Source organism: Ensifer sp. R1-3 (assembly GCF_056739175.1).
Window position 1 is genome coordinate 1,394,506 of record NZ_CP096515.1, and the last position, 23,513, is coordinate 1,418,018.

At 61.4% G+C, this 23,513-nt stretch carries 20 protein-coding genes and 4 tRNA genes; 6 read left to right on the forward strand and 18 right to left on the reverse strand.

The window, feature by feature from the left end; genetic code table 11:
• Window positions 1-76 precede the first annotated feature (76 nt).
• From rplL to M1D43_RS06795, 12 genes are all read right to left on the reverse strand, one after another.
• A complete protein-coding gene (gene rplL, locus M1D43_RS06740; RefSeq protein WP_003536194.1) occupies window positions 77-457 on the reverse strand; it encodes a 50S ribosomal protein L7/L12 in 381 nt (126 codons plus the stop codon).
• Window positions 458-515: 58 nt separating this feature from the next.
• Complete coding sequence (gene rplJ / locus M1D43_RS06745) at window positions 516-1,034, reverse strand: 50S ribosomal protein L10 (protein ID WP_003536192.1); 519 nt, start codon at window positions 1,032-1,034, stop codon at window positions 516-518.
• A gap of 332 nt (window positions 1,035-1,366) precedes the next feature.
• On the reverse strand, window positions 1,367-2,065 hold the full coding sequence (gene rplA, locus M1D43_RS06750; RefSeq protein ID WP_003536190.1) for a 50S ribosomal protein L1: 699 nt from the start codon (window positions 2,063-2,065) through the stop codon (window positions 1,367-1,369).
• A gap of 4 nt (window positions 2,066-2,069) precedes the next feature.
• Entirely contained in the window at window positions 2,070-2,498 is a 429-nt protein-coding gene (gene rplK / locus M1D43_RS06755; RefSeq protein WP_003536188.1) for a 50S ribosomal protein L11, read from the reverse strand.
• A gap of 215 nt (window positions 2,499-2,713) precedes the next feature.
• Window positions 2,714-3,244 carry a transcription termination/antitermination protein NusG gene (gene nusG / locus M1D43_RS06760; RefSeq protein WP_003536182.1) on the reverse strand — a complete coding sequence of 177 codons (531 nt, stop codon included), beginning with the start codon at window positions 3,242-3,244 and terminating at the stop codon, window positions 2,714-2,716.
• Window positions 3,245-3,260: 16 nt separating this feature from the next.
• Window positions 3,261-3,461, reverse strand: a complete 201-nt coding sequence (gene secE, locus M1D43_RS06765) for a preprotein translocase subunit SecE (protein WP_003536180.1) — start codon at window positions 3,459-3,461, stop codon at window positions 3,261-3,263.
• Between the two features lie 182 nt (window positions 3,462-3,643).
• Window positions 3,644-3,719, reverse strand: a tRNA-Trp gene (locus M1D43_RS06770).
• A 500-nt stretch (window positions 3,720-4,219) separates the two neighbouring features.
• Window positions 4,220-5,113, reverse strand: coding sequence for an NAD-dependent epimerase/dehydratase family protein (locus tag M1D43_RS06775; protein ID WP_498814157.1), 894 nt, complete (start codon window positions 5,111-5,113; stop codon window positions 4,220-4,222).
• A 125-nt stretch (window positions 5,114-5,238) separates the two neighbouring features.
• Window positions 5,239-5,904 (reverse strand): hypothetical protein, encoded by a 666-nt coding sequence (locus M1D43_RS06780; RefSeq protein WP_010969190.1) that lies wholly within the window; start codon window positions 5,902-5,904, stop codon window positions 5,239-5,241.
• 347 nt (window positions 5,905-6,251) lie between these two features.
• Window positions 6,252-7,427: an elongation factor Tu gene (gene tuf / locus M1D43_RS06785; protein ID WP_010969189.1), complete on the reverse strand. Its 1,176-nt coding sequence runs from the start codon at window positions 7,425-7,427 to the stop codon at window positions 6,252-6,254.
• 262 nt (window positions 7,428-7,689) lie between these two features.
• Window positions 7,690-7,763: transfer RNA gene (locus M1D43_RS06790), tRNA-Gly, on the reverse strand.
• A 23-nt stretch (window positions 7,764-7,786) separates the two neighbouring features.
• Window positions 7,787-7,871, reverse strand: a tRNA-Tyr gene (locus M1D43_RS06795).
• Between the two features lie 216 nt (window positions 7,872-8,087).
• Between M1D43_RS06795 and M1D43_RS06800 the strand changes: the two genes are divergently transcribed.
• The gene (locus tag M1D43_RS06800; RefSeq protein ID WP_003533098.1) at window positions 8,088-8,963 is read left to right on the forward strand and encodes a TrmH family RNA methyltransferase; all 876 of its coding nucleotides are present in this window, start codon (window positions 8,088-8,090) and stop codon (window positions 8,961-8,963) included.
• Here M1D43_RS06800 and M1D43_RS06805 read toward each other — a convergent pair.
• Together M1D43_RS06805 and M1D43_RS06810 are read right to left on the reverse strand one after the other, a co-directional pair.
• Window positions 8,953-9,237, reverse strand: coding sequence for a hypothetical protein (locus tag M1D43_RS06805; RefSeq protein WP_003533097.1), 285 nt, complete (start codon window positions 9,235-9,237; stop codon window positions 8,953-8,955). The two genes, M1D43_RS06800 and M1D43_RS06805, sit on opposite strands and share 11 nt — an antisense overlap.
• A gap of 108 nt (window positions 9,238-9,345) precedes the next feature.
• Entirely contained in the window at window positions 9,346-9,966 is a 621-nt protein-coding gene (locus M1D43_RS06810; protein ID WP_010969187.1) for an FMN-dependent NADH-azoreductase, read from the reverse strand.
• Window positions 9,967-10,173: 207 nt separating this feature from the next.
• Here M1D43_RS06810 and M1D43_RS06815 point away from each other — a divergent pair, with 207 nt between their 5' ends.
• Window positions 10,174-11,115 (forward strand): LysR family transcriptional regulator, encoded by a 942-nt coding sequence (locus M1D43_RS06815; RefSeq protein ID WP_153314645.1) that lies wholly within the window; start codon window positions 10,174-10,176, stop codon window positions 11,113-11,115.
• Between the two features lie 104 nt (window positions 11,116-11,219).
• Here M1D43_RS06815 and M1D43_RS06820 read toward each other — a convergent pair.
• A tRNA-Thr gene (locus M1D43_RS06820) sits at window positions 11,220-11,295 on the reverse strand.
• A 194-nt stretch (window positions 11,296-11,489) separates the two neighbouring features.
• Between M1D43_RS06820 and M1D43_RS06825 the strand changes: the two genes are divergently transcribed.
• From M1D43_RS06825 to M1D43_RS06835, 3 genes are all read left to right on the forward strand, one after another.
• The gene (locus M1D43_RS06825) at window positions 11,490-12,263 is read left to right on the forward strand and encodes an NAD kinase (RefSeq protein WP_003533093.1); all 774 of its coding nucleotides are present in this window, start codon (window positions 11,490-11,492) and stop codon (window positions 12,261-12,263) included.
• Between the two features lie 86 nt (window positions 12,264-12,349).
• A complete protein-coding gene (locus tag M1D43_RS06830) occupies window positions 12,350-12,850 on the forward strand; it encodes a hypothetical protein (RefSeq protein WP_010969184.1) in 501 nt (166 codons plus the stop codon).
• Between the two features lie 528 nt (window positions 12,851-13,378).
• A complete protein-coding gene (locus M1D43_RS06835; RefSeq protein WP_003537933.1) occupies window positions 13,379-14,542 on the forward strand; it encodes an IS4-like element ISRm16 family transposase in 1,164 nt (387 codons plus the stop codon).
• Between the two features lie 117 nt (window positions 14,543-14,659).
• On the opposite strand, the gene prfB is transcribed toward M1D43_RS06835, so the two are convergent.
• From prfB to M1D43_RS06850, 3 genes are all read right to left on the reverse strand, one after another.
• A protein-coding gene (prfB, locus tag M1D43_RS06840; protein WP_013844294.1) for a peptide chain release factor 2 occupies window positions 14,660-15,791 on the reverse strand; the annotation gives its coding sequence in 2 pieces (ribosomal slippage) (window positions 14,660-15,721 and window positions 15,723-15,791; 1,131 coding nt in all).
• A gap of 98 nt (window positions 15,792-15,889) precedes the next feature.
• Window positions 15,890-18,343, reverse strand: a complete 2,454-nt coding sequence (locus M1D43_RS06845) for a penicillin-binding protein 1A (RefSeq protein ID WP_127541600.1) — start codon at window positions 18,341-18,343, stop codon at window positions 15,890-15,892.
• Window positions 18,344-18,707: 364 nt separating this feature from the next.
• A complete protein-coding gene (locus M1D43_RS06850; protein ID WP_192923464.1) occupies window positions 18,708-19,940 on the reverse strand; it encodes an N-acetylmuramoyl-L-alanine amidase in 1,233 nt (410 codons plus the stop codon).
• A 758-nt stretch (window positions 19,941-20,698) separates the two neighbouring features.
• Between M1D43_RS06850 and M1D43_RS06855 the strand changes: the two genes are divergently transcribed.
• Entirely contained in the window at window positions 20,699-23,473 is a 2,775-nt protein-coding gene (locus tag M1D43_RS06855; RefSeq protein WP_153314177.1) for an Rne/Rng family ribonuclease, read from the forward strand.
• Window positions 23,474-23,513: the final 40 nt, after the last annotated feature.

Sequence of the window (23,513 nt, forward strand, 5' to 3'; positions counted from 1 at the left end):
CTTTTGGGTAATATGTTCTAAAAACGGTCAAAGAGAGGCGGCCACGAGGGCCACCTCCCTTTCGCATTTCGTCGAATTACTTGACGTCGACCTTCGCGCCAGCGTCTTCGAGCTTCTTCTTGAGGTCAGCAGCTTCAGCCTTGGAAACGGCTTCCTTGACGGCCTTCGGAGCGCCTTCGACGAGGTCCTTGGCTTCCTTGAGGCCGAGACCGGTGATGGCGCGGACTTCCTTGATGACGTTGATCTTGTTCGCGCCGGCATCCGTCAGGATGACGTCGAACTCGGTCTTTTCTTCTTCGACCGGAGCAGCAGCGCCAGCAGCACCACCGGCAGCAGCAACGGCTACCGGAGCAGCGGCGGAAACGCCCCACTTTTCTTCGAGAAGCTTGGAAAGCTCAGCAGCTTCCAGGACGGTCAGCGAGGAGAGGTCTTCAACGATCTTTGCGAGATCAGCCATTTTACTTTTCCTTTTGTTCGGTTCGAACTGGTTTTAAATACAACAGCGAAATTCCGCCTCAGGCGGCTTCGTCCTTCTTGGCATAGGCCGAGAACACGCGGGCAAGCTGGCTTGCCGGTGCTGCGACAACCGTCGCGACGCGGGTTGCCGGGGCGTTGATGAGGCCCAGCAGCTTCGCGCGCAGCTCGTCGAGCGAAGGCAGGGTCGCAAGCGACTTGACACCTTCGGCGTTGAGCGTGGTTGCCCCCATGGCGCCGCCCAGAACAACGAGCTTGTCGTTGGTCTTTGCGAAATCCATGACGACCTTCGGAGCCGTTACGGGGTCTTCGCTGAAAGCGATCAGCGTCTGCCCCTTGAAGAGATCGGTCATCCCTTCAGACTCCGTGCCCTGAAGAGCGATCTTGGCCAGGCGGTTTTTCGCGACTCTGACGGTGCCGCCAGCAGCGCGCATCTTCGAACGGAAGTCGTTCATCTGCGCAACTGTGACACCAGCATAGTGGGCCACGACAACCGAACCGGAAGCCTTGAAGACTTCGTTCAGCTCCGTGACGAATTCGCGTTTTTCCGCTCTTTCCACTGTCTGTCTCCAGTTGGCAGGGTTGCTCATCGCAGCCCTGCCGGGTTTGCCTTTGTCACCCGGGATCATTCTCGATCCCAAGCAACGCTTGAGGATCCTGTCCCTTGGCGTTCCCGGGGAGCCGGGTCTGACACAAGGCAAGCGAGGTTCGAACCGAATTCCGACGCGTCCGCGTCTTCGTGAAATTCAGATCTTACCCGTCTCATGCGGGCCAGGTGATTAAGGTAAAACCACCCGCAATCTCGGACAGGAGTTCCGGGCGGTAGGCCCGGAATTTCCGGCCCCGAAAGGCCGGAAATCTGGTTACGGGCCGAAGCCCGTCAAACTATCTATCAGGCAGCGCTGATCGTTGCCGGGTCGACCTTGAGGCCGGGGCCCATCGTCGAAGAAACAGCTACGCGCTTGACGTAATTGCCCTTGGCGCCGGTCGGCTTTGCCTTGATCACGGCATCTGCGAAGGCCCGGATGTTCTCTTCGAGCGCCTTGGCATCGAAGGAAGCCTTGCCGATGCCGGCGTGAACGATACCTGCCTTCTCCACGCGGAACTCGACCGCGCCGCCCTTCGAAGCCTTCACGGCTCCGGTGACGTCCATGGTGACGGTGCCGACCTTCGGGTTCGGCATCATGCCACGGGGGCCGAGAACCTTACCGAGACGGCCGACGAGCGGCATCATGTCGGGGGTCGCAATGCAGCGATCGAAGTCGATCTTGCCGCCCTGGACGATTTCGACGAGCTCTTCCGCACCGACGACGTCGGCGCCGGCAGCCTTGGCTTCGTCAGCCTTCGCGCCACGGGCGAAAACGGCGACGCGAACCGACCGGCCGGTGCCGTTCGGCAGATTGACCACGCCGCGGACCATCTGGTCGGCATGGCGCGGATCGACGCCGAGGTTCATCGCGACTTCGATCGTTTCGTCGAACTTGGCCGTCGCACGCTCCTTGACCAGCGTTACGGCTTCGGTGAGGCCATAGAGCTTCGTCGGATCGACGCCCTCGCGGGACTTCTGTACACGCTTTGCAATCTTCGCCATGGTCTTAGCCCGTCACTTCCAGGCCCATGGAGCGGGCCGAGCCCTCAACCATCGCCATTGCGCCATCGATATCGGCCGCGTTGAGGTCCTTCATCTTGGCCTCTGCGATCGTGCGGATCTGAGCCTTGGAGATCGAGCCGGCCTTGGCCTTGCCCGGGGTCTTGGAGCCCGCCTGGACCTTCGCTTCGCGCTTCAGGAAGTAGCTGACCGGCGGCTGCTTCATGACGAATGTGAAGGACTTGTCCTGGTAATAGGTGATGACGACCGGGATCGGCATACCCTTTTCCATTTCCTGCGTGGCGGCGTTGAACGCCTTGCAGAATTCCATGATGTTAATGCCACGCTGACCAAGCGCAGGACCGATCGGCGGCGACGGATTCGCCGAGCCGGCCTTTACCTGCAGCTTGAGCTGGCCTGCAACTTTCTTAGCCATTTCTCTCTGCCTTTCACTGCTCCTTTGCGGCGAGGCCGAAAAGGGAGCTCATCAGCCGGTTGCCCGGCCATTTGCCGATCGATCGATCGGCGGCTGCGGTTGCGTGGTGCGGATGAACCGACCCGGCTTAAGGTCGGAAACCTCCCACGCGATGCGGATCGCTCCGCCGAACAGGCCGATGAATCGACCTGCCATTCCTATTGGCTTACGCTCTATCAGACCTTTTCGACCTGGCCGTATTCCAGCTCGACAGGCGTCGCGCGGCCAAAGATCGACACCTCGACCTTCAAGCGCGACCGCTCTTCATCGACATCCTGAACGGTGCCGTTGAACGATGCGAAGGGGCCGTCGGAAACGCGGACCTGCTCGCCGATCTCGAACGAGACCGAAGGCTTCGGGCGCTCGACGCCGTCCTGCACCTGACCGAGAATGCGATCGGCCTCATGATCAGGAATCGGCACCGGCTTGCTGTCCGTACCAAGGAAACCCGTCACTTTCGGCGTGTTCTTGATAAGGTGATAGGCCTCGTCGGTCAGATCGGCGCGAACGAGAACATAACCCGGAAAGAACTTCCGCTCCGCATCGACTTTGCGTCCGCGACGGACCTCTACCACCTTCTCGGTCGGCACGAGGATCTTCTCGAAGAGATGGGTGAGGCCCTTCTGCTTGGCCTTCTCCTCGATCGATTCGGCGACCTTCTTTTCAAAATTCGAATAGGCGTGAACAATATACCAGCGCGCAGCCATGCTACTCTCCACCCAATCAAGCGCCAACGTTGAGGATCAGGCTCATCACCCAACCCAGCAACTGGTCCGCACCAAAGAAAAAGGCGGCGGCAAAAGAGACCATGACGAAAACCATCAGCGTCGAGATCGTCGTCTCGCGCCGTGAAGGCCAAGTCACTTTCGACGTTTCAGCGCGCACCTGCTGCAGAAACGCAAATGGATTTGTTTTGGATGCCATATAATGCTCACGCCATTACGGCGCGTAAAGCCGACGTGTCAGCCCCACGCACCGCGTGTCTGTTTGGACCCTACATAAAGACCGATTGCGAAAACCACAAGAGCCAATCAGCCTTTTTTGTGAATATACAAAGACGGCCGTGCCGCCTTCCCACGCATCCCAACACGGCAGGATCGGGAGAATGGCAGGGGCAGAGGGGCTCGAACCCCCGACCTGCGGTTTTGGAGACCGCCGCTCTACCAACTGAGCTATACCCCTACGGTGCCGCGACGCAACCCGAACCGGCTGCGTCCCAAGTCAGCGGCTTAATATTCAGTTTGCCGGACGCTTTCAAGCGCATTCGCAGCAAAAGCCAAAAAAGATTCGACAAAATTTCAGCGGACGCTCGATCGGCGGCTGCGACGCAGAGTGTGTGCGGTTTTCCGCTGCACCCGCGTCTCAACGTAACAGAATCGATCACCTTCATGATTTTGAGTCGACCCGACCTAAAATCTTCGTGTTCTAAGGCCCGTCGAGATTCGGGATACCCGCCGCGGCCTGTTTGATCGCCTCATCCCTGTGCTCGTCACAGGGATCCAGCCAGACCAAGTCCTTGGGCTGAAAGAACTCTTCCCGCACCGCAGACGCGGCGCTGCTCTCATCTCTGTGACAAGCACAGAGATGAGGAGAGATTGCAGCCGACAAAACCCACTAGAGCGCCAACGCCATTATCCATCTCGCAGCAGCCGTCGTACACTCAAGATGAATCTCAACATACTCTAGTCGTTCAGCCGCACATATTTCCGCCAATCATGCTCTTCCTTGAAACCAAGAACCTCGCGGATCTTGCGATTGGAAAGCAGCCCTTCGAATTCGCCGATCTCGCGCGTGAAGGGAACATTCGGATAGAACTGCCTGGCCAATTCGCGCGAAGGCGTGTTGGCCGAGACCGTGTCGTTCGCGGCGTTGAATATCGCGAAGCCCAGGCCGTCCTTCTCAACGCAGAGCTTCACGATCTGGCCGAGGTCGCGGGCATCGATATAGCTCCAGGCGATCCTTTTGCGGATCTCCGGATGGGCGAAATAATGCGGGAAGTCTGCATATTCATGCGGCTCGATCACGTTGCCGATGCGCAAGGCGTAAATATCGAAGCCGGAGCGCTCCGCGAAGGCCCTCGCCGTCTTCTCGTTCACCACCTTGGAGAGCCCGTAGGAATCCATCGGATCGACATCGTAATCCTCTTCGAGAGGAAAATGATGGAAGTCACGGTGCCCCTCCGCAAAGCAGACGCCATAGGTCGTCTCGCTGGAAGCGACGATGATCTTTCGGATACCGAGCTTCACCGCCGCCTCGATGACGTTGTAGGTCCCCATCACGTTGACCCGGAAGGTTTCGTTGTCGGGCTTGATGAGGATGCGCGGAATGGCCGCGAAATGCACGACGGCATCGAAGGGCTGCGTGCCGCGGTCGAGATCGGGGAAGTCCCGGGGCATCGACAGCGCATTGAACATCTGGCCGCTGTCGGTGATGTCGGCGATCAGATTGGTGACGCCGGGGCTGTCGAGCGGCACGAGATCGACATTGTGCACGTCATAGCCGGCCTCGACGAGATAGGGCACGGCGTGCCGCCCGGCCTTCCCCGAGCCGCCGGTAAACAGAATTCGCTTTTTCATGATATATCCCCACGCAGAAGAAGACGTGCTGCAGCGACTGTACTGTATGCGCCGCTCCGTAGGTTAGGTACTTTGCGCCTTTGCGCAAGATCGATCGTGCGTGCCACCGGGTGTTCCTGCCGGATTCACCACTTCAGACTATAGCGGACATCGACCACGCTCCGCGGAGCCAGCAACGGATCGGCGACCGCCGCGCCGAGGCGCAGATTTCCGAAATTCTGTTCCACCCCAATCCGGCTCACACCGCTGACGCCGTCACGCGAAACCTGACTTTGCACGGTGAGCGACGTACGGCTTGCGGGAGACACGAGCTTGGCGGATTGCGTCAGCCTCGGTTCGCTGCACCGGTTCTCATAGGCGTTGCATTGGAGAGCGATGCTCCTGTGGACCTCCGCATCAAGCGTGGGCGTGACGATCCAGCTGCGCGCGGTACCGGCGCCGAAGTTGCCGGTCCCTCGCAAGGCATTGTAATCCACGCTGACCTGAGAGGAACGCGTGACCGCCCCTCGCCCGCTCCCGCGCGAAACCGTTCCCCAGAGGCGGACCGGCGCGCCGGGCGGATTGATCTTGCCCGAGCGTGTCGCGTCCATCGAGACTTCGGCGCCGGCGGACGTGTTCCACCGCCCCGTCCGGCGAACGCCGAACCGGAATTTGTAGGCGTTGGCTCCGGTCTTGGAAGGCGACCAGATAAGCGGGCGGTCATCGGCGGCCGAGGCGAATTGCGGGGACTTCCCGACGCAGATCAAAACGATGCCAGCCGCGGCAAGCCGCGTGGAAATACGTCTTCTCATTGGATTCCGATCCTGCTGCATATGTCCTTTGACCGGAACCGATCGAAGGACAAGACATGCACCAATTTCAACGCGCTACAGTGAAACCTTTGCGCGTTTGGCAAAGACGCGCGGCGCTGTAGGCCGCAACCATTGCCATTCGCAAGTCGTCAGGACCGGAAGGTAACACGGACCGGCGGCAAGGTCCCGTGATAATCGGACGTCGCGTGTGGGACTATGCAAACACTGTTGCAGACATCACACGCGAAAGAGATCGCCCCACCGCTTCAAAAAGCGTTGATCTGGTAATCGCCAAAAGAAAAACCCCGCGGTTGCCCGCGGGGTTCGAAGTCCGATCCGAACCGGAATTACTCGACGATGGAGGCGACGATGCCTGCGCCGACGGTGCGGCCGCCTTCTCGGATAGCGAAGCGCAGCTTTTCTTCCATCGCGATCGGCACAATCAGCTCGACGTCAACCGTGACGTTGTCGCCCGGCATGACCATTTCCGTGCCTTCCGGAAGCGTCACGATGCCGGTCACGTCCGTCGTGCGGAAGTAGAACTGCGGACGGTAGTTGGTGAAGAACGGCGTGTGACGGCCACCCTCTTCCTTCGTCAGGATGTAGGCTTCAGCCTTGAACTTGCGGTGCGGCTTGACCGAACCCGGCTTGCACAGAATCTGACCGCGCTCGACGCCGTTGCGGTCGACACCGCGAAGCAGCGCGCCGATGTTGTCGCCGGCCTGGCCCTGGTCGAGCAGCTTGCGGAACATTTCAACGCCCGTGCAGGTCGTCTTCGTCGTCGGACGGATGCCGACGATCTCGATTTCCTCACCGACCTTGACGATGCCGCGCTCGACGCGACCGGTCACGACCGTACCGCGGCCCGAGATCGAGAACACGTCTTCGATCGGCATCAGGAACGGCTGGTCGATCGGACGCTCAGGCGTCGGGATGTAGGCGTCGACCGCAGCCATCAGCTCGCGGATCGCGTCTTCGCCGATCTTCTTGTCCGAATCTTCAAGCGCGGCCAGAGCCGAACCCTTGACGATCGGAATGTCGTCGCCCGGGAATTCGTAGGACGACAGCAGTTCACGCACTTCCAGCTCGACGAGCTCGAGCAGTTCCGCGTCGTCGACCTGGTCGACCTTGTTCAGGAACACGACGATCGCCGGAACGCCGACCTGGCGGGCCAGCAGGATGTGTTCGCGCGTCTGCGGCATCGGGCCGTCAGCGGCCGAAACAACCAGGATCGCGCCGTCCATCTGCGCCGCACCGGTGATCATGTTCTTGACGTAGTCGGCGTGGCCGGGGCAGTCGACATGCGCATAGTGACGGTTCGGCGTCTCGTATTCAACGTGCGCCGTCGAAATGGTGATGCCGCGGGCCTTTTCTTCCGGCGCAGCGTCGATCTGGTCATACGCCTTGAACTCGCCGAAATACTTCGTGATCGCTGCCGTCAGCGACGTCTTGCCATGGTCAACGTGGCCAATCGTGCCAATGTTGACGTGCGGCTTATTGCGCTCAAATTTGCTCTTTGCCATGGGTACGCTTCCTGTGGTCAAATCGGATGGATCAGCCGGCGGGGCCGGTTTGTCGAGCCGTTTAAGGGTTTCGTCGCATTTGCGCAAGACTTAATTGCGTGCGCCGGAACGGCAAGGTCTCGCCTCCTTAGAAAGGCAGCGGCAAGCGGCGGCAGAAGCACCCAAAGCGCAACGCCTCAGGCCGGAAAACAGAACGTAAACAGGCGCATGCGGCACAAACCTAAAGTGCAGCGGAATTTTTGTTATGCTTTGAAAAAGAAGCTGGAGCGGGTAGCGGGAATCGAACCCGCGTATTCAGCTTGGAAGGCTGCTGCTCTACCATTGAGCTATACCCGCGGGCCTTCGATCCTGAAGCAGAATGGTGGAGGGAGTTGGATTTGAACCAACGTAGGCTGAGCCAACGGATTTACAGTCCGTCCCCTTTAACCACTCGGGCATCCCTCCATTTTTCTGTCGGGATCAATCGACCAAGCATTTGAGATCGCGTAAGAACCGGCGCCGTTTGTCGCCGCCCCTCGATCTGCGCCGGGTATATGACCGCCTGCATTCGTCCTGTCAACACGGCGAAATGCAAATTTTCAGAATTTCTCCACAGGCGGCCGCAGCGGCGATTTTCCGAAATCAGTTTCAACCCGGGGCGAAGCTCACTATAAGACCGGCATGAGCAAGGACAAGACCGGCGACAAGAGCGCCAGAGACACCCATTATGCAAATCTCCGCCGTGCGCACCGGGACGCAAGGCGCGAACGCGGGGAGATTCCAACCCCGCGTCAGGACAAGCGCGGAAAGCCGCCCGCCGACTGGAAGCCGCCGGCACTCGCCCCGGACCAGGTGCTCCTCTACGGCCTGCACACGGTCCGCGCAGCCCTCGACAATCCGGAACGCCGCATCATCCGCCTCTCGGTCACGCAGAACGCCGCCGCACGCCTGGATCTCGGAGATCTCACGGCGCTCCCCTTTCCGACCGAGACCGTAATGCCGCAGGAACTCGACCGCATACTCGGGCCCGATGCCATTCACCAGGGCGTGATGCTGGAGACGCAGCCTCTGCCGCACCGCAAGCTCGAGGCTCTTCGCGACTGCCCCTTGATTCTCGTTCTCGATCAGGTGACCGACCCCCACAATGTCGGAGCGATCATGCGCTCGGCGGTCGCCTTCGACGCAGGCGCACTCATTACGACGATGCGCCACAGTCCGACCGAATCGGGTGTTTTGGCGAAATCGGCCTCGGGTGCGCTGGAACTCATTCCTTATATCCAGATCACCAATCTCGCCGACACCCTCGAAGAGCTCCACGAACTCGGCTTCATGACGATCGGCCTCGATTCCGAGGGACCGCAGCCGCTCGAAGGCACATTCGCCGGCGACAAGATCGCGCTCGTGCTCGGATCGGAGGGCAAGGGCCTGCGCCAGAAGACGCGGCAGACGGTCAAGGCGCTCGCCCGGCTCGACATGCCCGGCGCGATCAAGTCGCTGAACGTGTCGAATGCCGCCGCCATCGCGATGTACGCGGCGAGACATCATCTTAAGGGATAGGAGCCGACGGGACGATCGTCACGGCGAGCCCCGCCGTCGGGCAGCCGTCCTGCAATCTTTTCCATGTCGTGACGTTGAGGTTCATTTCGCAGCGCGCGAGATAGGAGATATCGCCGATGCGGATGCAGGCAGTCTGCCCGAGTTCGTATTTCGCTCCGTCGCGGTGTCGGCAGGTGCAACGCCCGCCCGGCGCAGACGCGGAGACACTTCCGGCCACCAGGGCGACGGCCGCGAGCGACAACGCCAGAAACCGCAGGGCGCGCACGCATTTCATGCCCGACAGAATAGCGCAGTTTCGACCCGATCAGAAACGGAGAATGCCGGCTGATCGCTCGGCCGGCATCCTCCGCAACGAACCGGCGCCACAGCGCCGGCCGAATGGTTAGCTCGCGAGCTTCAGAACGTTGCCCTCGGCAATCGTCTTTTCGGCTTCGGCGATGGCGAACTGCTTCTGGTCGGGGCCGAGATTCAGGCCCTCTGCGCGGATGAACTCGATGTCCGTTATGCCGAAGAAACCGAAGACCGACCGCAGATAGGTTTCCTGGTGGTCCATGGCGGAAGCCGGGGCGACCGAATAATGACCGCCACGGGTAGAGGCGACGATCAGCTTCTTGCCCTTGGCGAGGCCTTCCGGTCCTGCTTCGGTGTAGCGGAAGGTTTTGCCGGCGACGGCCAGGCGGTCGATCCACGCCTTGAGCTGGCTCGGGATCGAGAAGTTGTACATCGGCGCACCGACGACGACCGTGTCGGCAGCCAGGAATTCCTCGAGCATCTGGCGGCCGATGCGAACATCAGCGGCCAAAAGGGCGTCGACACCTTCGAGATCTGCAGGCGCCATGATCTGTGCGCCGGTCAGGTGCGGAACGCGTTCGGATGCGAGATCCCGATAGGTGATCTCCGCATCGGGCCGGTCAGCCTTGAGCTGCGAGACGATTGCCGATGTCAGGCGGCGGGAGACGGAGTGTTCGCCGAGAATGCCGGAGTCGATGTGAAGGATTTTCATGGGAAGCACCTTTGCTTACGTTGCGGTGCATCACATATGATCTGCAAACAATCCTTCGATAAGTCAGCGAATATTTGACATTCCGTTTCCCCAGGGAAACAATTCGGCATATATCGCGAACAGGTGGCCGCCTGGGCTCCAATCGTCGCCCTCCAATGGACGACGAGCTGCACCGATCATCGATAGCGCCTTTGGTGGGAGGCACGCATGCAGGATCTCAACGATATCGCGCTCTTCGCCGCAGTCGTCAAGCACAGCGGCTTCAGCGCCGCCGCGCGCGACCTGAACGTGCCGAAATCCAAGCTCAGCAAACATGTCGCACGCCTGGAGGAGCAATTGGGCGTGCGTCTGCTCGAGCGCTCGACGCGCAAGCTTCGGATGACCGAGGTCGGCCGCATCTTCTACGAGCACGCCCAGGGATTGCTCGACGGCGTGGCCGCAGCCGAAGCCGAGATCGCCGCAGTGCGCGCCGAGCCGACAGGCGTCGTCCGGCTCGCATGTCCTATCGGCTTCACACCGATGCTCGCCGACATCCTGCCCGCCTTCCACCGCCGATATCCGGGCGTCCGCCTGCTGATCACCGCCTCCAACCGGCGGATCGATCTGATCGAGGAACGGATCGACGTGGCCTTGCGCGCGCGCGACCAGCTCGACACCGACAGCCAGCTGATCGTCCGCAAATTCGGCGAGGTGCGCCAACGCCTCGCCGCCAGCCCGACGCTTCTCGCGCGCCTCGGCGAGATCACGACCGACAATCTTTCGCAAATGCCGACGCTGTCGATGAACGAACAGCACCCCAATGATGTCTGGCGGCTCGTACACGCAACCGGGGGAGCGATCGAGATCGCGCACCGGCCCGTCGTCGGCTGCAGCGATTTTCTCATCCTCGAGCGCGCGGCCATCGAAGGCATGGGCATAGCGCTGCTGCCCGACCATATTTGCGAGCGCGCCTTCCGAACCGGCGCCCTCGTTCCGGTCCTGCCGGAGTGGACCTCCGGCAACGTCATGGTCCACCTCGTCTTCCCCTCGCGCCACGGCCTGCTGCCCGCGACCCGCGCCCTCATCGACTTTCTGGCGGAAAATCTGATCAAGGCGCTGGAGCGCTGCCGCGAGGTCGATCCGAGGCCAGCGGCATCGTTCGAGATTTGATGCGACGGTCAGGCGGCTACAGCCACTTCGGGCCGATGGAATTCTGCCGGACCCCAGGGTTCAATCGGATGAAGCTTGTACGGGCGTGTTTATTTTTGGGATTTTGGTGCCCCCAGAGAGACTCGAACTCCCGACCTACTGATTACAAATCAGCCGCTCTACCAACTGAGCTATAAGGGCATATTAGCGCTGGGAGTTACCATATTCTCCCCCGGTGTAAAGCAAAAATGCAGCTTCTCCCAATTTTTCGGATGCGTTCGCGCCGAGGCCGTGCCAGAAAAAGCGACCGTGGCGTCTACAGCGCCGCCCGCCTAAATTGATGTGAAAACAAGCGGAAGCGCCCCTGCCCCCGCAATGACAGACGGACTGAGTTCATGGCCCGCAAGTTCAACTCCCTTGCCTTCATCGCATCGCCGGCGGAGGAAGCGCAGAAGGCGGCCGAGGATCTCCGGGCCGTCTATGGGGATCATGATCCGGACAAGGCCGACGTGATCGTCGCGCTGGGCGGCGACGGCTTCATGCTGCACACGCTGCACAGGACGATGAATACCGGCAAGCTCGTCTACGGGATGAACCGCGGCTCGGTCGGGTTCCTGATGAACCGCTACAGCACCGAGAACCTGCATCAGCGCATCGCCAATGCCGACGAGAACGCATTTCATCCGCTCGAGATGCGCACAACGGACGTCAACGGCGATAAGTTCACCGCGCTTGCCATCAACGAGGTTTACCTTTTTCGCCAGTCCTACCAGGCCGCGAAGCTGAAGGTCATGGTGGACGGAAAGACGCGGCTCGACGAATTGACCTGCGACGGGCTGCTTCTGGCAACGCCTGCGGGCTCCACCGCCTATAATCTGTCTGCGCACGGGCCGATCCTGCCGTTGGAAGCGCCGCTTCTGGCGCTGACGCCCGTCAGCCCCTTCCGGCCGCGGCGCTGGCGCGGGGCGCTGTTGCCGAATCACGTAACAGTGGACATCGAAATCCTCGAGGCCGACAAGCGACCGGTCAACGCCGTGGCCGATCACCAGGAAGTCAAGTCCGTCGTGCATGTCCGCATCGCCGAATCGGAGAAGCTCACTGCGCGGATCCTTTCGGATCCGGACCATTCCTGGTCCGATCGAATCCTGGCCGAGCAGTTCTCCAATTGAAATCACACGTTGCACGAGCGATATGGTATGATCACGGGCGGTAGCGTGCCTCGCGGTCCCGGCGTTCGGTTGCGAAGGATATCCACATGCACAAGGCCCTGCTGATAACGCTCTGCCTGACCCTGCCCGCAGGCGGGCTATGCGCCCAGGAAAGCGACCTCCTGCCCCCGAACGTCATCTTCGTGACGAGCACGGGCTTTTGGGAGGAGAGCGGCGGCGCGCTGCAGCCGGACGAAAACAGCGACGGCGACAAGAGTGCGAAGACTGCTGCGCCCGGGGGACGGCGCGGCTATTATAAACTGATTGCCATTCGACAGGAGGACGGCACCGCGCAGGTCCATCTGCAGCAGATCGCCTCCACTCCGACCGGCCCCGAGGTGGTTTCCTCCGCGGAACTCGAGGAATTCACGGCGCTGAAACCCTATGTCACCGATATTCGCCCCGAAACCTCGACGGGGATCACGCCGCAGCCGGGCATGTTCGCGACGGTTTATCTGAAGACCGACGCTGGCGCGACCGAGCCCGAGTCCTGGACGGTCCTCATCGATGAGCTCGGCGACATCAAAGTCGAGCGGGCGACGAATTGAGGGTTAGATGTGAGCACCGAACTTCGCCCCTCATCCGCCTGCCGGCACCTTCTCCCCGCAAGCGGGGCGAAGGGACAAGCCGCAAAATCCCAGCCCCCTCTCCATCGTAGAAGGAGCATAGGACGGGCGTAGAAGGAGCACAGGGAGGAACCCGCATGTCCCTTCTCCCCGTCAGAACGCTACGGCATGCACATATCTCTTGCGCGCCGGTGCGGCGGATACTGCTCATGAAAGGGATCCCTCGGGAACCCAACCACCTCAACCCCGCTCGGTCGGGATTGCCCCTCAACCGGCTGCCGGCCACCTTCTCCCCGCAGGGAGGGAGAAGGGATATGCCGCGCCCACTCGCTCCCTCGGGCGGGCGGTGAATGCGGGGTTCAGTTGGCGCCGCTTGTCCCTTCTCCCCGCCTGCGCAGGGCTGTCCGGGGAAAGTTCCGGGTGAATCGAAATGTCGCAGGCGCATGCCCCGTCAGACGGCGTTTTTCCGTCTATTTTCTGGTTTTCGAGACTCAGAAAAGGAGACGGAGCATGCGGTTCACCCCTAGCATTTTCGCCCAACTGCTGAAAGCGATTGATCGCCGCAGCTTTCAGGCGATTGTGGATCGTCATGCCGGGGATGCCTACGACAAGTGCTTTACCAGCTGGGATCATCTGGTGGCACTGATCTATGCCCAGTTGAGCGCCACGACCAGCCTGCGCGGGTTGGAGGCGAGCTTCAACGCCAACAGTCAGCATCATTACCATCTCGGCAGTGGCCGGCTGATGCGCTCGACGCTGTCGGACGCCAACCGCCGCCGCCCGGTCGCCGTCTTCGCCGAGACCTTCGCGCTTCTGGCCGGTCAGCTCGACCGGCAGACGCGCCGGGAGGGCACCAAGATGCTGCGGCTGATCGATTCGACCCCGATCCCGCTGGGTAAGCTGTACGATTGGGCCAAGTCGAACGGCCGCATCCGCGGCATGAAGCTGCATGTCGTCTATGATCCCAAGGCCGATTGTCCAGGCATCCTCGACATCACCGACGCCAACGTCAACGACGCCCAGATCGGCCGCACGATCACCATCGAAAAGGGCGCAACCTATGTCTTCGACAAGGGCTACTGCCATTACGGCTGGTGGACGGCGATCGCCGAAGCCGGCGCCAGTTTCGTCACCCGGCCGAAGACCAACATGGGACTGGCTTTGGTCGCTGAACGCCCCGTTGAGCAACCTCAAGGCGATGGCTTCCTGGTCCTCGAAGACAGCCAGGTCAGCCTCGCCAGCAAGGGCGATTCCAAGCTGCCGATCGGCTTGCGCCGGGTAATCGTCAAGCGCCAGGACGGCGATACGATCACGCTTCTGACCAACGACCTCGAGCGCTCCGCCGTCGAGATCGGCCAGCTCTATAAGGATCGCTGGCAGATCGAGCTTCTGTTCCGCTGGATCAAACAGCACCTCAAGATCCGCAAGTTCCTCGGCAACAACGACAACGCCATCCGCCTGCAGATCTTCGCGGCGATGATCGCCTATGCACTGTTGCGCATCGCCGCCCGCCTCGCCCGCGTCCCTCTACCGATCCTGCGCTTCACCGACCTCGTCACCCAGTGCCTGTTCCAGCGCAAAAGCATCGCCGAAATCCACAAGCCGCCGCAGGTCAATCCAAGCCGACCAAAACCCCGGACCATCCCAAACCAAATGGTCTTCCGCTATGCATGAATTTTCCCCGGACAGCCCTGCCGCCTGCGGGGAGAAGGTGCCGGCAGGCGGATGAGGGGCGGCTTTCAGCGTAGGCCGCACGCCGCGCATGCCCCCTCAACACCGGAGCACTGGCAATCAGCTCAGGTCGTCGACGGCCGCATCCGCGCCGCCGCTGACGCGATGCGCAAGGGCTGCCTCCATGAATTCATTCAGTTCACCGTCGAGCACGTCGCCCGGGCTGCTGCTTTCGACTCCCGTCCTCAAATCCTTCACCAGCTGGTAGGGCTGCAGGACGTAGGAGCGGATCTGGTGACCCCAGCCGATATCGGTCTTCGATGCCGCCTCGGCGTTGGCCGCCTCCTCGCGCTTCTTCAGTTCGGCCTCGTAGAGCCGCGCGCGAAGCATGTCCCATGCCTTGGCGCGGTTCTTGTGCTGCGAGCGTTCCTGCTGGCACTGCACCACGATGCCGCTCGGCATATGCGTGATGCGCACGGCCGAATCGGTCGTATTGACGTGCTGACCGCCGGCGCCCGAGGAGCGGTAGGTATCGATCCGGCAATCGCTTTCGTTGATGTCGATCTGGATCGATTCGTCCACGACGGGATAGACCCAGATGGACGAAAAGGACGTATGACGGCGAGCGTTGCTGTCATACGGAGAAATGCGGACGAGGCGATGCACGCCCGATTCCGTCTTCAGCCAGCCATAGGCATTGTGCCCCTTGACGAGGAGCGTGGCCGATTTGATGCCCGCTTCTTCCCCGTCCTGGATTTCCATGAGCTCGACCTTGTAGCCCTGGCGTTCGGCCCATCGGGTATACATGCGAAGCAGCATGTTCGCCCAGTCCTGGCTTTCCGTGCCGCCGGCGCCCGAATGGACTTCGAGATATGTGTCGTTCTGGTCGGCCTCGCCCGAAAGCATGGCCTCGACCTGCTTTTTCGCCGCCTCGCCGCGCAGTTGGCGAAGCGCTTCCTCGGCCTCCGCGACGATCGCCGAATCGCCCTCCTCTTCACCGAGTTCGATGAGCTCGATGTTGTCGTTGAGCTGCTGCTCGAAGCGGCGCAGGCCATTGATGCCGTCATCGAGCTGCTGGCGCTCCCGCATCAGCTTCTGCGCCTCGGCCGCGTCGTTCCAGAGCGACGGGTCTTCCGCCTTGTTGTTCAACCAGTCCAGTCGTCTTACCGCCTGGTCCCAGTCAAAGATGCCTCCTCAGCAGGCTTATGGCCTGCTTGATTTCGTCGACGATGTTCTCGATTTCGCTGCGCATGATCCTGCTTCTTCAGGTGATTTTTCGAACGTGACGGTCAAATAGCGATGCCCGCCGCCGATGTAAAGGCGACGGGCATTGCGTGCAATGGAAAGGGTTCAGAACAGTCCGTTGGAGCCGGAGGTTACCGCCTGGTTGGCCTGCGGAGAGGTTCTCAATATCTCTTCCGGCGGCGCATATTCGTCAAGGTCGCCGATGACCGAGAAGGTGTCCGCAGGGCCGGTTCCCGGCTTGAAGGCTTCGATGATCGTGTCCGGCTCGCCCTCGACGGCCGCCATGCCGGTCTTGCGGTTGACGGGAATGAGGCTCATGCCTTCCGGCACCACGAACTTGCCGGGACGAGTACCCTCCACGGCCTTCTGCATGAAGGTGTTGAAGATCGGCGCTGACAGGCCGCCGCCGGTCGCCCCGCGCCCGAGCGGTGCCGGATCGTCGAAGCCGAGATAGAGCCCCGCGACGAGGTCGGGAGTGTAACCCACGAACCAGGCGTCCTTCTCGTCATTGGTCGTGCCGGTCTTGCCGGCGACAGGGCGATCGAGCTTGATCTTGCCTGCCGCGGTCCCCCGCGCGACGACGCCTTCCATCATGGAGGTGATCTGATAGGAGGTCATCGGATCGAGGACCTGCTCACGATTGTCGATCAGCACCGGCTCTTCCTGAGCTTCCCAATCGTCGGCATTGCAATTCTCGCAGGCCCGGTCCTCGTGGCGGAAGATGGTCTTGCCGTAACGGTCCTGGATCCGGTCGATCAGCGACGGCTTGATCTGCTTGCCGCCATTGGCGATGACGGCATAGGCGGAAACGAGACGCAGCACCGTCGTTTCGCCGGAACCGAGCGACATCGCAAGAAGCGGTGCCATCTTGTCGTAGATCCCGAAACGTTCGGCATATTCGGCGACGATGTTCATGCCCAGGTCGTTGGCAAGCCGGACCGTCATCAGGTTGCGCGATTTTTCGATGCCGAGGCGGAGCGTCGACGGTCCGGCAGAGCCGCCGCCGTAGTTTTCGGGGCGCCAGACCTGACCGCCCGCGACGATCTCGATGGGCGCATCCAGAATGACCGATGCCGGCGTATAGCCGTTGTCGAGGGCGGCCGCGTAGACGAAGGGCTTGAAGGCGGAACCGGGCTGACGCATCGCCTGCGTCGCGCGGTTGAACTCGGACTGTCCGTAGGAGAACCCGCCGACCATCGCCAGCACGCGGCCGGTATGCGGGTCCATCGCGACCAATCCGCCCTGAACCTTCGGCGGCTGGCGCAGCCGATATTCGCCGGCCTCCTCCAACGGCTCGACATAGACGACGTCGCCCGGGCCGAAGACCTCTTCCGGCGACTTGGCGCTCTTGCGCTTGCCGCCGGCGGAGCGGTGGGCCCACTGCATGTTCTTCGCGGCAATGCGCCCGGTCACCCGTTCAGGCACGATCTTGCCCGAGACTTCCTTGTCCGGCTGGATGCCGATTTCGGCGCCTTCGCTGTCTACCGAGAGCACGACCGCCAGTTTCCATTCCGGCACGTCGCTGAGCATGGGGATCTTGCTCAGCGGCTCGCCCCAGTCGCCGCCGATCTCGATCGTTTTCACCGGACCGTGGAAGCCCCGCCGCTCGTCGTAGCTCAAAAGTCCGTCCTGAAGCGCCTTGCGCGCCGCAATCTGCAGCCGCGGATCCAGCGAGGTACGCACGGAAAGCCCGCCCTCGTAAAGGGCCTTGTCGCCGTATTTCTGGATGATCTGGCGGCGCACTTCCTCGGCGAAGAAGTCGGAGGCGAAGAGGTGCGCGCCGCCGCGGCGCGGCTTGACGCCGAGTGGTTGCTGCTTTGCCTCCTCGCCGTCAGCCTTGGTGACGTAACCATTTTCGACCATCCGATCGATCACCCAGTTGCGGCGCTCGATCGCAGCCTCGACCTTGCGGAACGGGTGGTAATTGGCCGGCCCCTTGGGCAGGGCCGCAAGATAGGCGGTCTCGGCAATCGTCAGTTCCGTCACCGACTTGTCGAAATAGGTCAGCGCCGCGCCGGCGATGCCGTAGGAATTCAGCCCGAAGAAAATCTCGTTGAGATAGAGCTCGAGAATGCGGTCCTTGCTGTAGGCCTGTTCGATGCGGAAGGAGAGGATCGCTTCCTTGATCTTGCGATCGAGCGTCTGGTCGGAGCTCAGAAGGAAGTTCTTGGCGACCTGCTGGGTGATCGTCGAGGCGCCGACGGGGCGCCGACCGGAGCCGAAATTCTGCAGGTTGACGGCGATGGCGCGCGCGAGGCCCGTCACGTCGATGCCCGGATGCTGGTAGAAGTTCTTGTCTTCCGCCGAGATGAATGCGGCCTTGACGCGATCGGGTATTGCCTGAATGGGCAGATATAGCCGGCGCTCGCGCGCATATTCGGCCATCAGCGCGCCGTTACCCGCATGGAAGCGTGTCGTCACCGGCGGAGCATAATTGGCCAGAACCTCGTAATCGGGGAGGTCCTTCGTGATGGCGCCGAGATAGATCGCGACGGCCGCGGCTGTGCCAAGCAGCAGAAACGCACCAATGCCGAAAAAATATCCAATCAGTCTGATCATCAGTCAGGTACCGGTATCTAATTATCGTCCCATTGCGAGGTCGCCGAATGCCCGAACGCTCGTTTTCCGCGAAGGAAGCCGACCTCGCCAAACTCTTCCAAAGAAATCGTCTGGCATTTGCAGTTATACGCGTTTGGGCTCCCTCATATGGCCAGGAACCTGAAGCATCAACACCGTTTCCCAACAAATCGGGACGCCCTCCCCCTAAGGGGCCCGGATTGTGAGTAAAATAGGGCTGTTATCGGATTATACGGTGCGCATCTGCTGAAAAGCATATCGCTGTTACCGGCTCGACACAAATCACATCCCCAGTCAGTGGCGTCGGGCAGGCGCGAAATCAAGGATCCCGGAACGCCCTGCGCATTCAACCGCCGTTTGCAACAGCGGAGTTCCGGTAGCGCTGCACGGCGTCCGCAAGCAGCGTGGATACCTTCTTCCTCCATTCCGCATCGAGCAGTTGCTTCTCATCTTCCTTGTTCGACAGGAAACCGAGCTCGAGCAGCACCGAGGGCACGTCCGGCGCCTGCAGGACGCGGAACCCCGCATGACGGTGGGGATTGTTGATCAGCTTGATCTGCCCTTCAAACGAGGAAATGACGCTTCGGGCGAGATTGACCGAGAAAGCCTGCGTTTCGCGGCGGGTGAGATCGATGAGGATATCCGCGACTTCGGCCGGCTCGCTTTCGAGCGGAATCCCGGCAATCTCGTCGGAGAGATTCTCGCGTGCGGCAAGATCGGCCGCGAGGTGGTCGGACGCCTTGTCGGAGATCGTGTAGACCGTGGCGCCCCGAATTTCCTTTTGCCGCAACGTGTCGGCGTGAACCGAAATGAACAGGTTGGAGCCTCGCTGGCGTGCGATCTGCACGCGTTGAGGCAGGGAGAGAAATTCGTCGCGCTCCCGCGTCAGAAACGCCTCGATGCCGGGTTCGTGATTGAGCCGTTCCACCAGCTCCTTCGCGAAGGCAAGGGTCACATGTTTCTCTTCGGTTTTCGTGACGCCGCCGATCGCACCGGTATCGATTCCGCCATGCCCGGCATCTATCGCAACCACGAAAACGCCGGCCTTCGGGGGCGGCGCGGCGGCCGGCCGGTCGGTCTTGGCGGAGGGCACCGTGCCCGTCCACTGCTGCTCGGCCAGGAGCTTGTCGAAGCGGTCCTGGCCGATCCTCTCAGCATCGAGCACGAGGCGAAAGCCCTTCCCGTCCTCCACCGGCTTCACTTCCGCATGGGTCACCTCCGTCGGCCCGTTGGCGGAGAGCACGAGCCGCGAGGTCCCTGCCCCCATTCCGCCATAGCGGATGGCGTCGAACAACCCGCGAGGCTGCAGGCTCTCCGGCTTCAGTCCGAACGACGTTTCCGGCAGGTCGACGATGACGCGAACGGGATTGGCGACGTAGTGGATGGAGAAGGCCGGCTCGCGATCGAACTCGATGACCAGGCGCGTGCGGGCATCGTCGCCGGCAATCCGCGCGGCATAGGCGAGGAGAGGCACCGGCTCGCCGGCGCGCACGACCGCCACGGGTGACAAGAGAAGCAAAACGGCACCAAAGGCAGCGACGAACATGCGCATGCCGCGATGACGCCCGATCGCCTCCATTGAACACAGCCTAGTCGCCGAACGCTTCACCTGAAACCCCGCATCCATCCAATCAATATACCGGCGAAGGTCTCCCCGGCTGCCCTTATCCGCCCCTCAACCAATGAACCCTCAGGGTTAACCAAAGCTTGACACGGGGGCCGCCGCACCGCCCCTCAGCCGGCGCAGTCTTCTCCTGAAGGTCCGGTTACACCCGCGCAAGCGAATCGATCAATATTGTGGCGGCAAAGGCTTTTCCCTTGCCAATGTGACATGGAAAACATAAAAGCGTCACAAGGAGAAAGTGTTGACGGGATAGAATCGTCGGCCGGGCAGCCGGAGCTTTTAGACGAGCTTGGCGCCAGGGAGTGATCGAGCCGGAACAACCGGTTGCAACCGTATCAAGCTTCCGCGGCCGCAGGAATTCATCCGCCGTCGCCGCATTTCCTCCTCCGTATACTGGTTCGCAAATTTCCGGCGGTGGCCGGAGTTCTTGATGGTGAATTTCACCGGATGCCCGCAAGCGGGCGCATTCATCGGGCCTCTTTCAGAGGTCCAGGACATTGGCATTCTTGTTTGGTCTTTGATGTGACTCAGCAGTATCGGTCAGAAGTAGAGCGGCCCCGGGACCTTAGCGTTCCGGCTGCCGTCTGGCTGCTGCACCATCGCTTGCGCCAAACAGGACCTTTTATATCCGGCGCAGCCTCCGACGTCTTCGACAGCCTTCTTGAAAAAGGCACTCTGTCTGTCGTCCCGCCGCGCCGAGGAGCACAGCTTAGATGGCAGAGAAAATGCTTATCGATGCGTCTCACTCAGAGGAGACGCGCGTCGTTGTCGTACGCGGAAACCGCATAGAAGAATTCGATTTCGAATCGGAACATAAGAAGCAGATCCGCGGCAATATCTACCTGGCGAAGGTAACCAGAGTGGAGCCGTCGCTCCAGGCGGCCTTCGTCGATTACGGCGGCAATCGCCACGGGTTTCTGGCCTTCGCCGAAATCCATCCCGACTACTACCAGATTCCCCTCGCCGATCGTCAGGCCCTGTTGAAGGCGGAAGCCGAAGAGGCTCGCCGCGACGATGACGAGCCGAACGACACCGTGGCGGAACAGAAATTCGCGCCGGCTGGCGATACGGTTGCCGAAGTCGTGGCACAGGCCGAAGCCGCCGAGGCAGCCGGAGAAGCCGCTGAGGCCGCTGCGGAGAAGCCGAAGGCCAAGGCCAAGCCGAAGCGTACCCGCCGCGCGAAGCCGAAGGCCGACGAAGAGGCCGTGGCGCCTGAAAGCGGCCCGTCGGAAGACGGCGAAGGCGACAAGAACGAAATGGCCGCGGTGGTCGATACCGACTCGATCTCCGAGGATATCGACGCGCGCCGTCAGCGTGACGACGACGATGACGACGACAATCACGACGGCGAAAAGGAAATCATCGAATCCGTCGGCGCCGAAGATGCCATGGAAGAGGTGGCGGATCGTCATATCCGCAAGCCGCGCAAGCAATACCGCATCCAGGAAGTGATCAAGCGCCGGCAGATCCTGCTGGTGCAGGTCGCAAAGGAAGAGCGCGGCAACAAGGGTGCGGCACTCACGACCTATCTTTCGCTCGCCGGCCGCTACTCCGTTCTCATGCCGAACACGGCGCGCGGCGGCGGTATTTCGCGCAAGATCACCAATCTGCAGGACCGCAAGCGTCTGAAGGAGATCGCCCGCGGTCTCGACGTGCCGCAGGGGATGGGTGTGATCCTGCGCACCGCCGGAGCCAATCGCACGAAAGTCGAGATCAAGCGCGACTTCGAATATCTCATGCGCCTGTGGGAGAACGTCCGCACGCTGACGCTGAACTCGACTGCCCCCTGCCTCGTCTACGAGGAGGGCAGCCTTATCAAGCGATCGATCCGCGACCTCTACAACAAGGACATCAGCGAGATCGTCGTTTCGGGCGAGGAAGGCTACAAGGAAGCCAAGGGCTTCATGAAGATGCTGATGCCGAGCCACGCAAAGGTGGTGCAGCCCTATCGCGACGTGCATCCGATCTTCTCCCGCTCCGGCATCGAAGCACAGCTCGATCGCATGCTGCAGCCGCAGGTGACTCTGAAGTCGGGCGGCTACATCATCATCAACCAGACCGAAGCTCTGGTTTCCATCGATGTGAACTCCGGTCGTTCGACGCGCGAGCACTCGATCGAGGATACGGCTCTCCAGACGAATCTCGAGGCAGCCGAGGAAGTAGCGCGGCAATTGCGCCTTCGCGACCTTGCCGGCCTGATCGTCATCGACTTCATCGACATGGAAGAGAAGCGGAACAACCGCTCCGTCGAGAAGAAGCTCAAGGATTGCCTGAAGAACGATCGTGCCCGTATCCAGGTCGGCCGCATCTCGCATTTCGGCCTGCTCGAAATGTCTCGCCAGCGCATCCGCGCCTCGGTGCTGGAAAGCACGATGCAGACCTGCCCTCACTGCAACGGCACGGGCCACATTCGCTCGCAATCCTCCGTTGCCCTGCATGTCCTGCGCGGCATCGAGGAACATCTGCTCAAGAACACCACGCACGACATCAGCGTGCGGACGACACCCGATATCGCGCTCTACCTGCTCAATCAGAAGCGCAGTTCGATCACGGACTACGAGCAGCGCTTCGGTGTCTCCATCTTCATCGAAGCGGACGCTCATGTCGGTGCGCAGCACTTCGCGATCGATCGCGGTGAACCGGTCGAAAATCCGGTGAGGATCGACCAGATCCTGCAGTTCGAGCCGGAGCCGGAAGACGAAGAAGAGGTCCTCATCGAGGAGGAGTCCGACGAAGAGGAAGTGGAAGAGATTGCTGCCGAGCGTCAGGACCCGAAAAAGGGGCAGACCGACGAACAAGGCGGCCGCAAGCGCAAGCGTCGTCGCCGCCGGCGCGGCAAGGGTGCGGGTCAGGGGGCGGACGAAGCCTTCGCTGACGCCGCCGACGCGGCTGAGGACGAGACCGGCGACGAAGCCGCCGTGGACGATGCCGAGGATGAAGGCGACGCTACGGATGCCCTGAATGGCGATAGCGAGCAGAAGCGCAAGCGTCGCCGCCGCGGCAAGCGTGGCGGCCGCCGCAGTCGTCAGGACGAACTGGCCGAAGCCGAGGGCGAGACCGGCATGGCTGCAGAAGCCGGCGAAGGAGCCGGCGACGACGCAGAGGCGGAAGTCGCCCCAGCCGCGGCAGCCGAGGAGACGTCACCGGATATCGCGGCAGCCGCTGCCGTCGAGGCAGCAGCGGAGGAGCCGAAACCGGCAAAACCCCGGCGCAGCCGCAAGAAAGCAGTCAAGGCCGAGGAGCCGGCCGAGAGTGTCGATGAAGTAGCCGAGAAGACCGTCGAGGCCCAACCCGAAGCAACCGAAGCCGCCCCCGAGGCCGTGGAGGAAGCTGTTGCCGATCTGGAAGGCGCAAAGCCCGCGCGCGCAAACCGGGATCTGTCGGCGATCGCTACCGAGCCGGTCGTGACGTCCAGCAAAGGCGAGGGCGAAGAGGAGCCGACAAAACCCAAAAAGGGCGGCTGGTGGCAGCGCCGCGGTTTCTTCTAAGAAGAATAGGAAAAAGCCCGGAGCGATCCGGGCTTTTTCA

Coding starts and splice junctions, on each gene's coding strand:
- nusG (WP_003536182.1), bottom strand. CDS start 3,244: ATGGCTGCGCGCTGGTATATTGTTCACGCCTATTCGAATTTTGAAAAG.
- M1D43_RS06780 (WP_010969190.1), bottom strand. CDS start 5,904: ATGAGAAGACGTATTTCCACGCGGCTTGCCGCGGCTGGCATCGTTTTG.
- M1D43_RS06855 (WP_153314177.1), top strand. CDS start 20,699: ATGGCAGAGAAAATGCTTATCGATGCGTCTCACTCAGAGGAGACGCGC.
- rplK (WP_003536188.1), bottom strand. CDS start 2,498: ATGGCTAAGAAAGTTGCAGGCCAGCTCAAGCTGCAGGTAAAGGCCGGC.
- rplL (WP_003536194.1), bottom strand. CDS start 457: ATGGCTGATCTCGCAAAGATCGTTGAAGACCTCTCCTCGCTGACCGTC.
- secE (WP_003536180.1), bottom strand. CDS start 3,461: ATGGCATCCAAAACAAATCCATTTGCGTTTCTGCAGCAGGTGCGCGCT.
- rplA (WP_003536190.1), bottom strand. CDS start 2,065: ATGGCGAAGATTGCAAAGCGTGTACAGAAGTCCCGCGAGGGCGTCGAT.
- M1D43_RS06825 (WP_003533093.1), top strand. CDS start 11,490: ATGGCCCGCAAGTTCAACTCCCTTGCCTTCATCGCATCGCCGGCGGAG.
- M1D43_RS06835 (WP_003537933.1), top strand. CDS start 13,379: ATGCGGTTCACCCCTAGCATTTTCGCCCAACTGCTGAAAGCGATTGAT.
- M1D43_RS06810 (WP_010969187.1), bottom strand. CDS start 9,966: ATGAAAATCCTTCACATCGACTCCGGCATTCTCGGCGAACACTCCGTC.
- M1D43_RS06775 (WP_498814157.1), bottom strand. CDS start 5,113: ATGAAAAAGCGAATTCTGTTTACCGGCGGCTCGGGGAAGGCCGGGCGG.
- M1D43_RS06815 (WP_153314645.1), top strand. CDS start 10,174: ATGCAGGATCTCAACGATATCGCGCTCTTCGCCGCAGTCGTCAAGCAC.
- M1D43_RS06845 (WP_127541600.1), bottom strand. CDS start 18,343: ATGATCAGACTGATTGGATATTTTTTCGGCATTGGTGCGTTTCTGCTG.
- M1D43_RS06850 (WP_192923464.1), bottom strand. CDS start 19,940: ATGGAGGCGATCGGGCGTCATCGCGGCATGCGCATGTTCGTCGCTGCC.
- tuf (WP_010969189.1), bottom strand. CDS start 7,427: ATGGCAAAGAGCAAATTTGAGCGCAATAAGCCGCACGTCAACATTGGC.
- M1D43_RS06805 (WP_003533097.1), bottom strand. CDS start 9,237: ATGAAATGCGTGCGCGCCCTGCGGTTTCTGGCGTTGTCGCTCGCGGCC.
- M1D43_RS06830 (WP_010969184.1), top strand. CDS start 12,350: ATGCACAAGGCCCTGCTGATAACGCTCTGCCTGACCCTGCCCGCAGGC.
- M1D43_RS06800 (WP_003533098.1), top strand. CDS start 8,088: ATGAGCAAGGACAAGACCGGCGACAAGAGCGCCAGAGACACCCATTAT.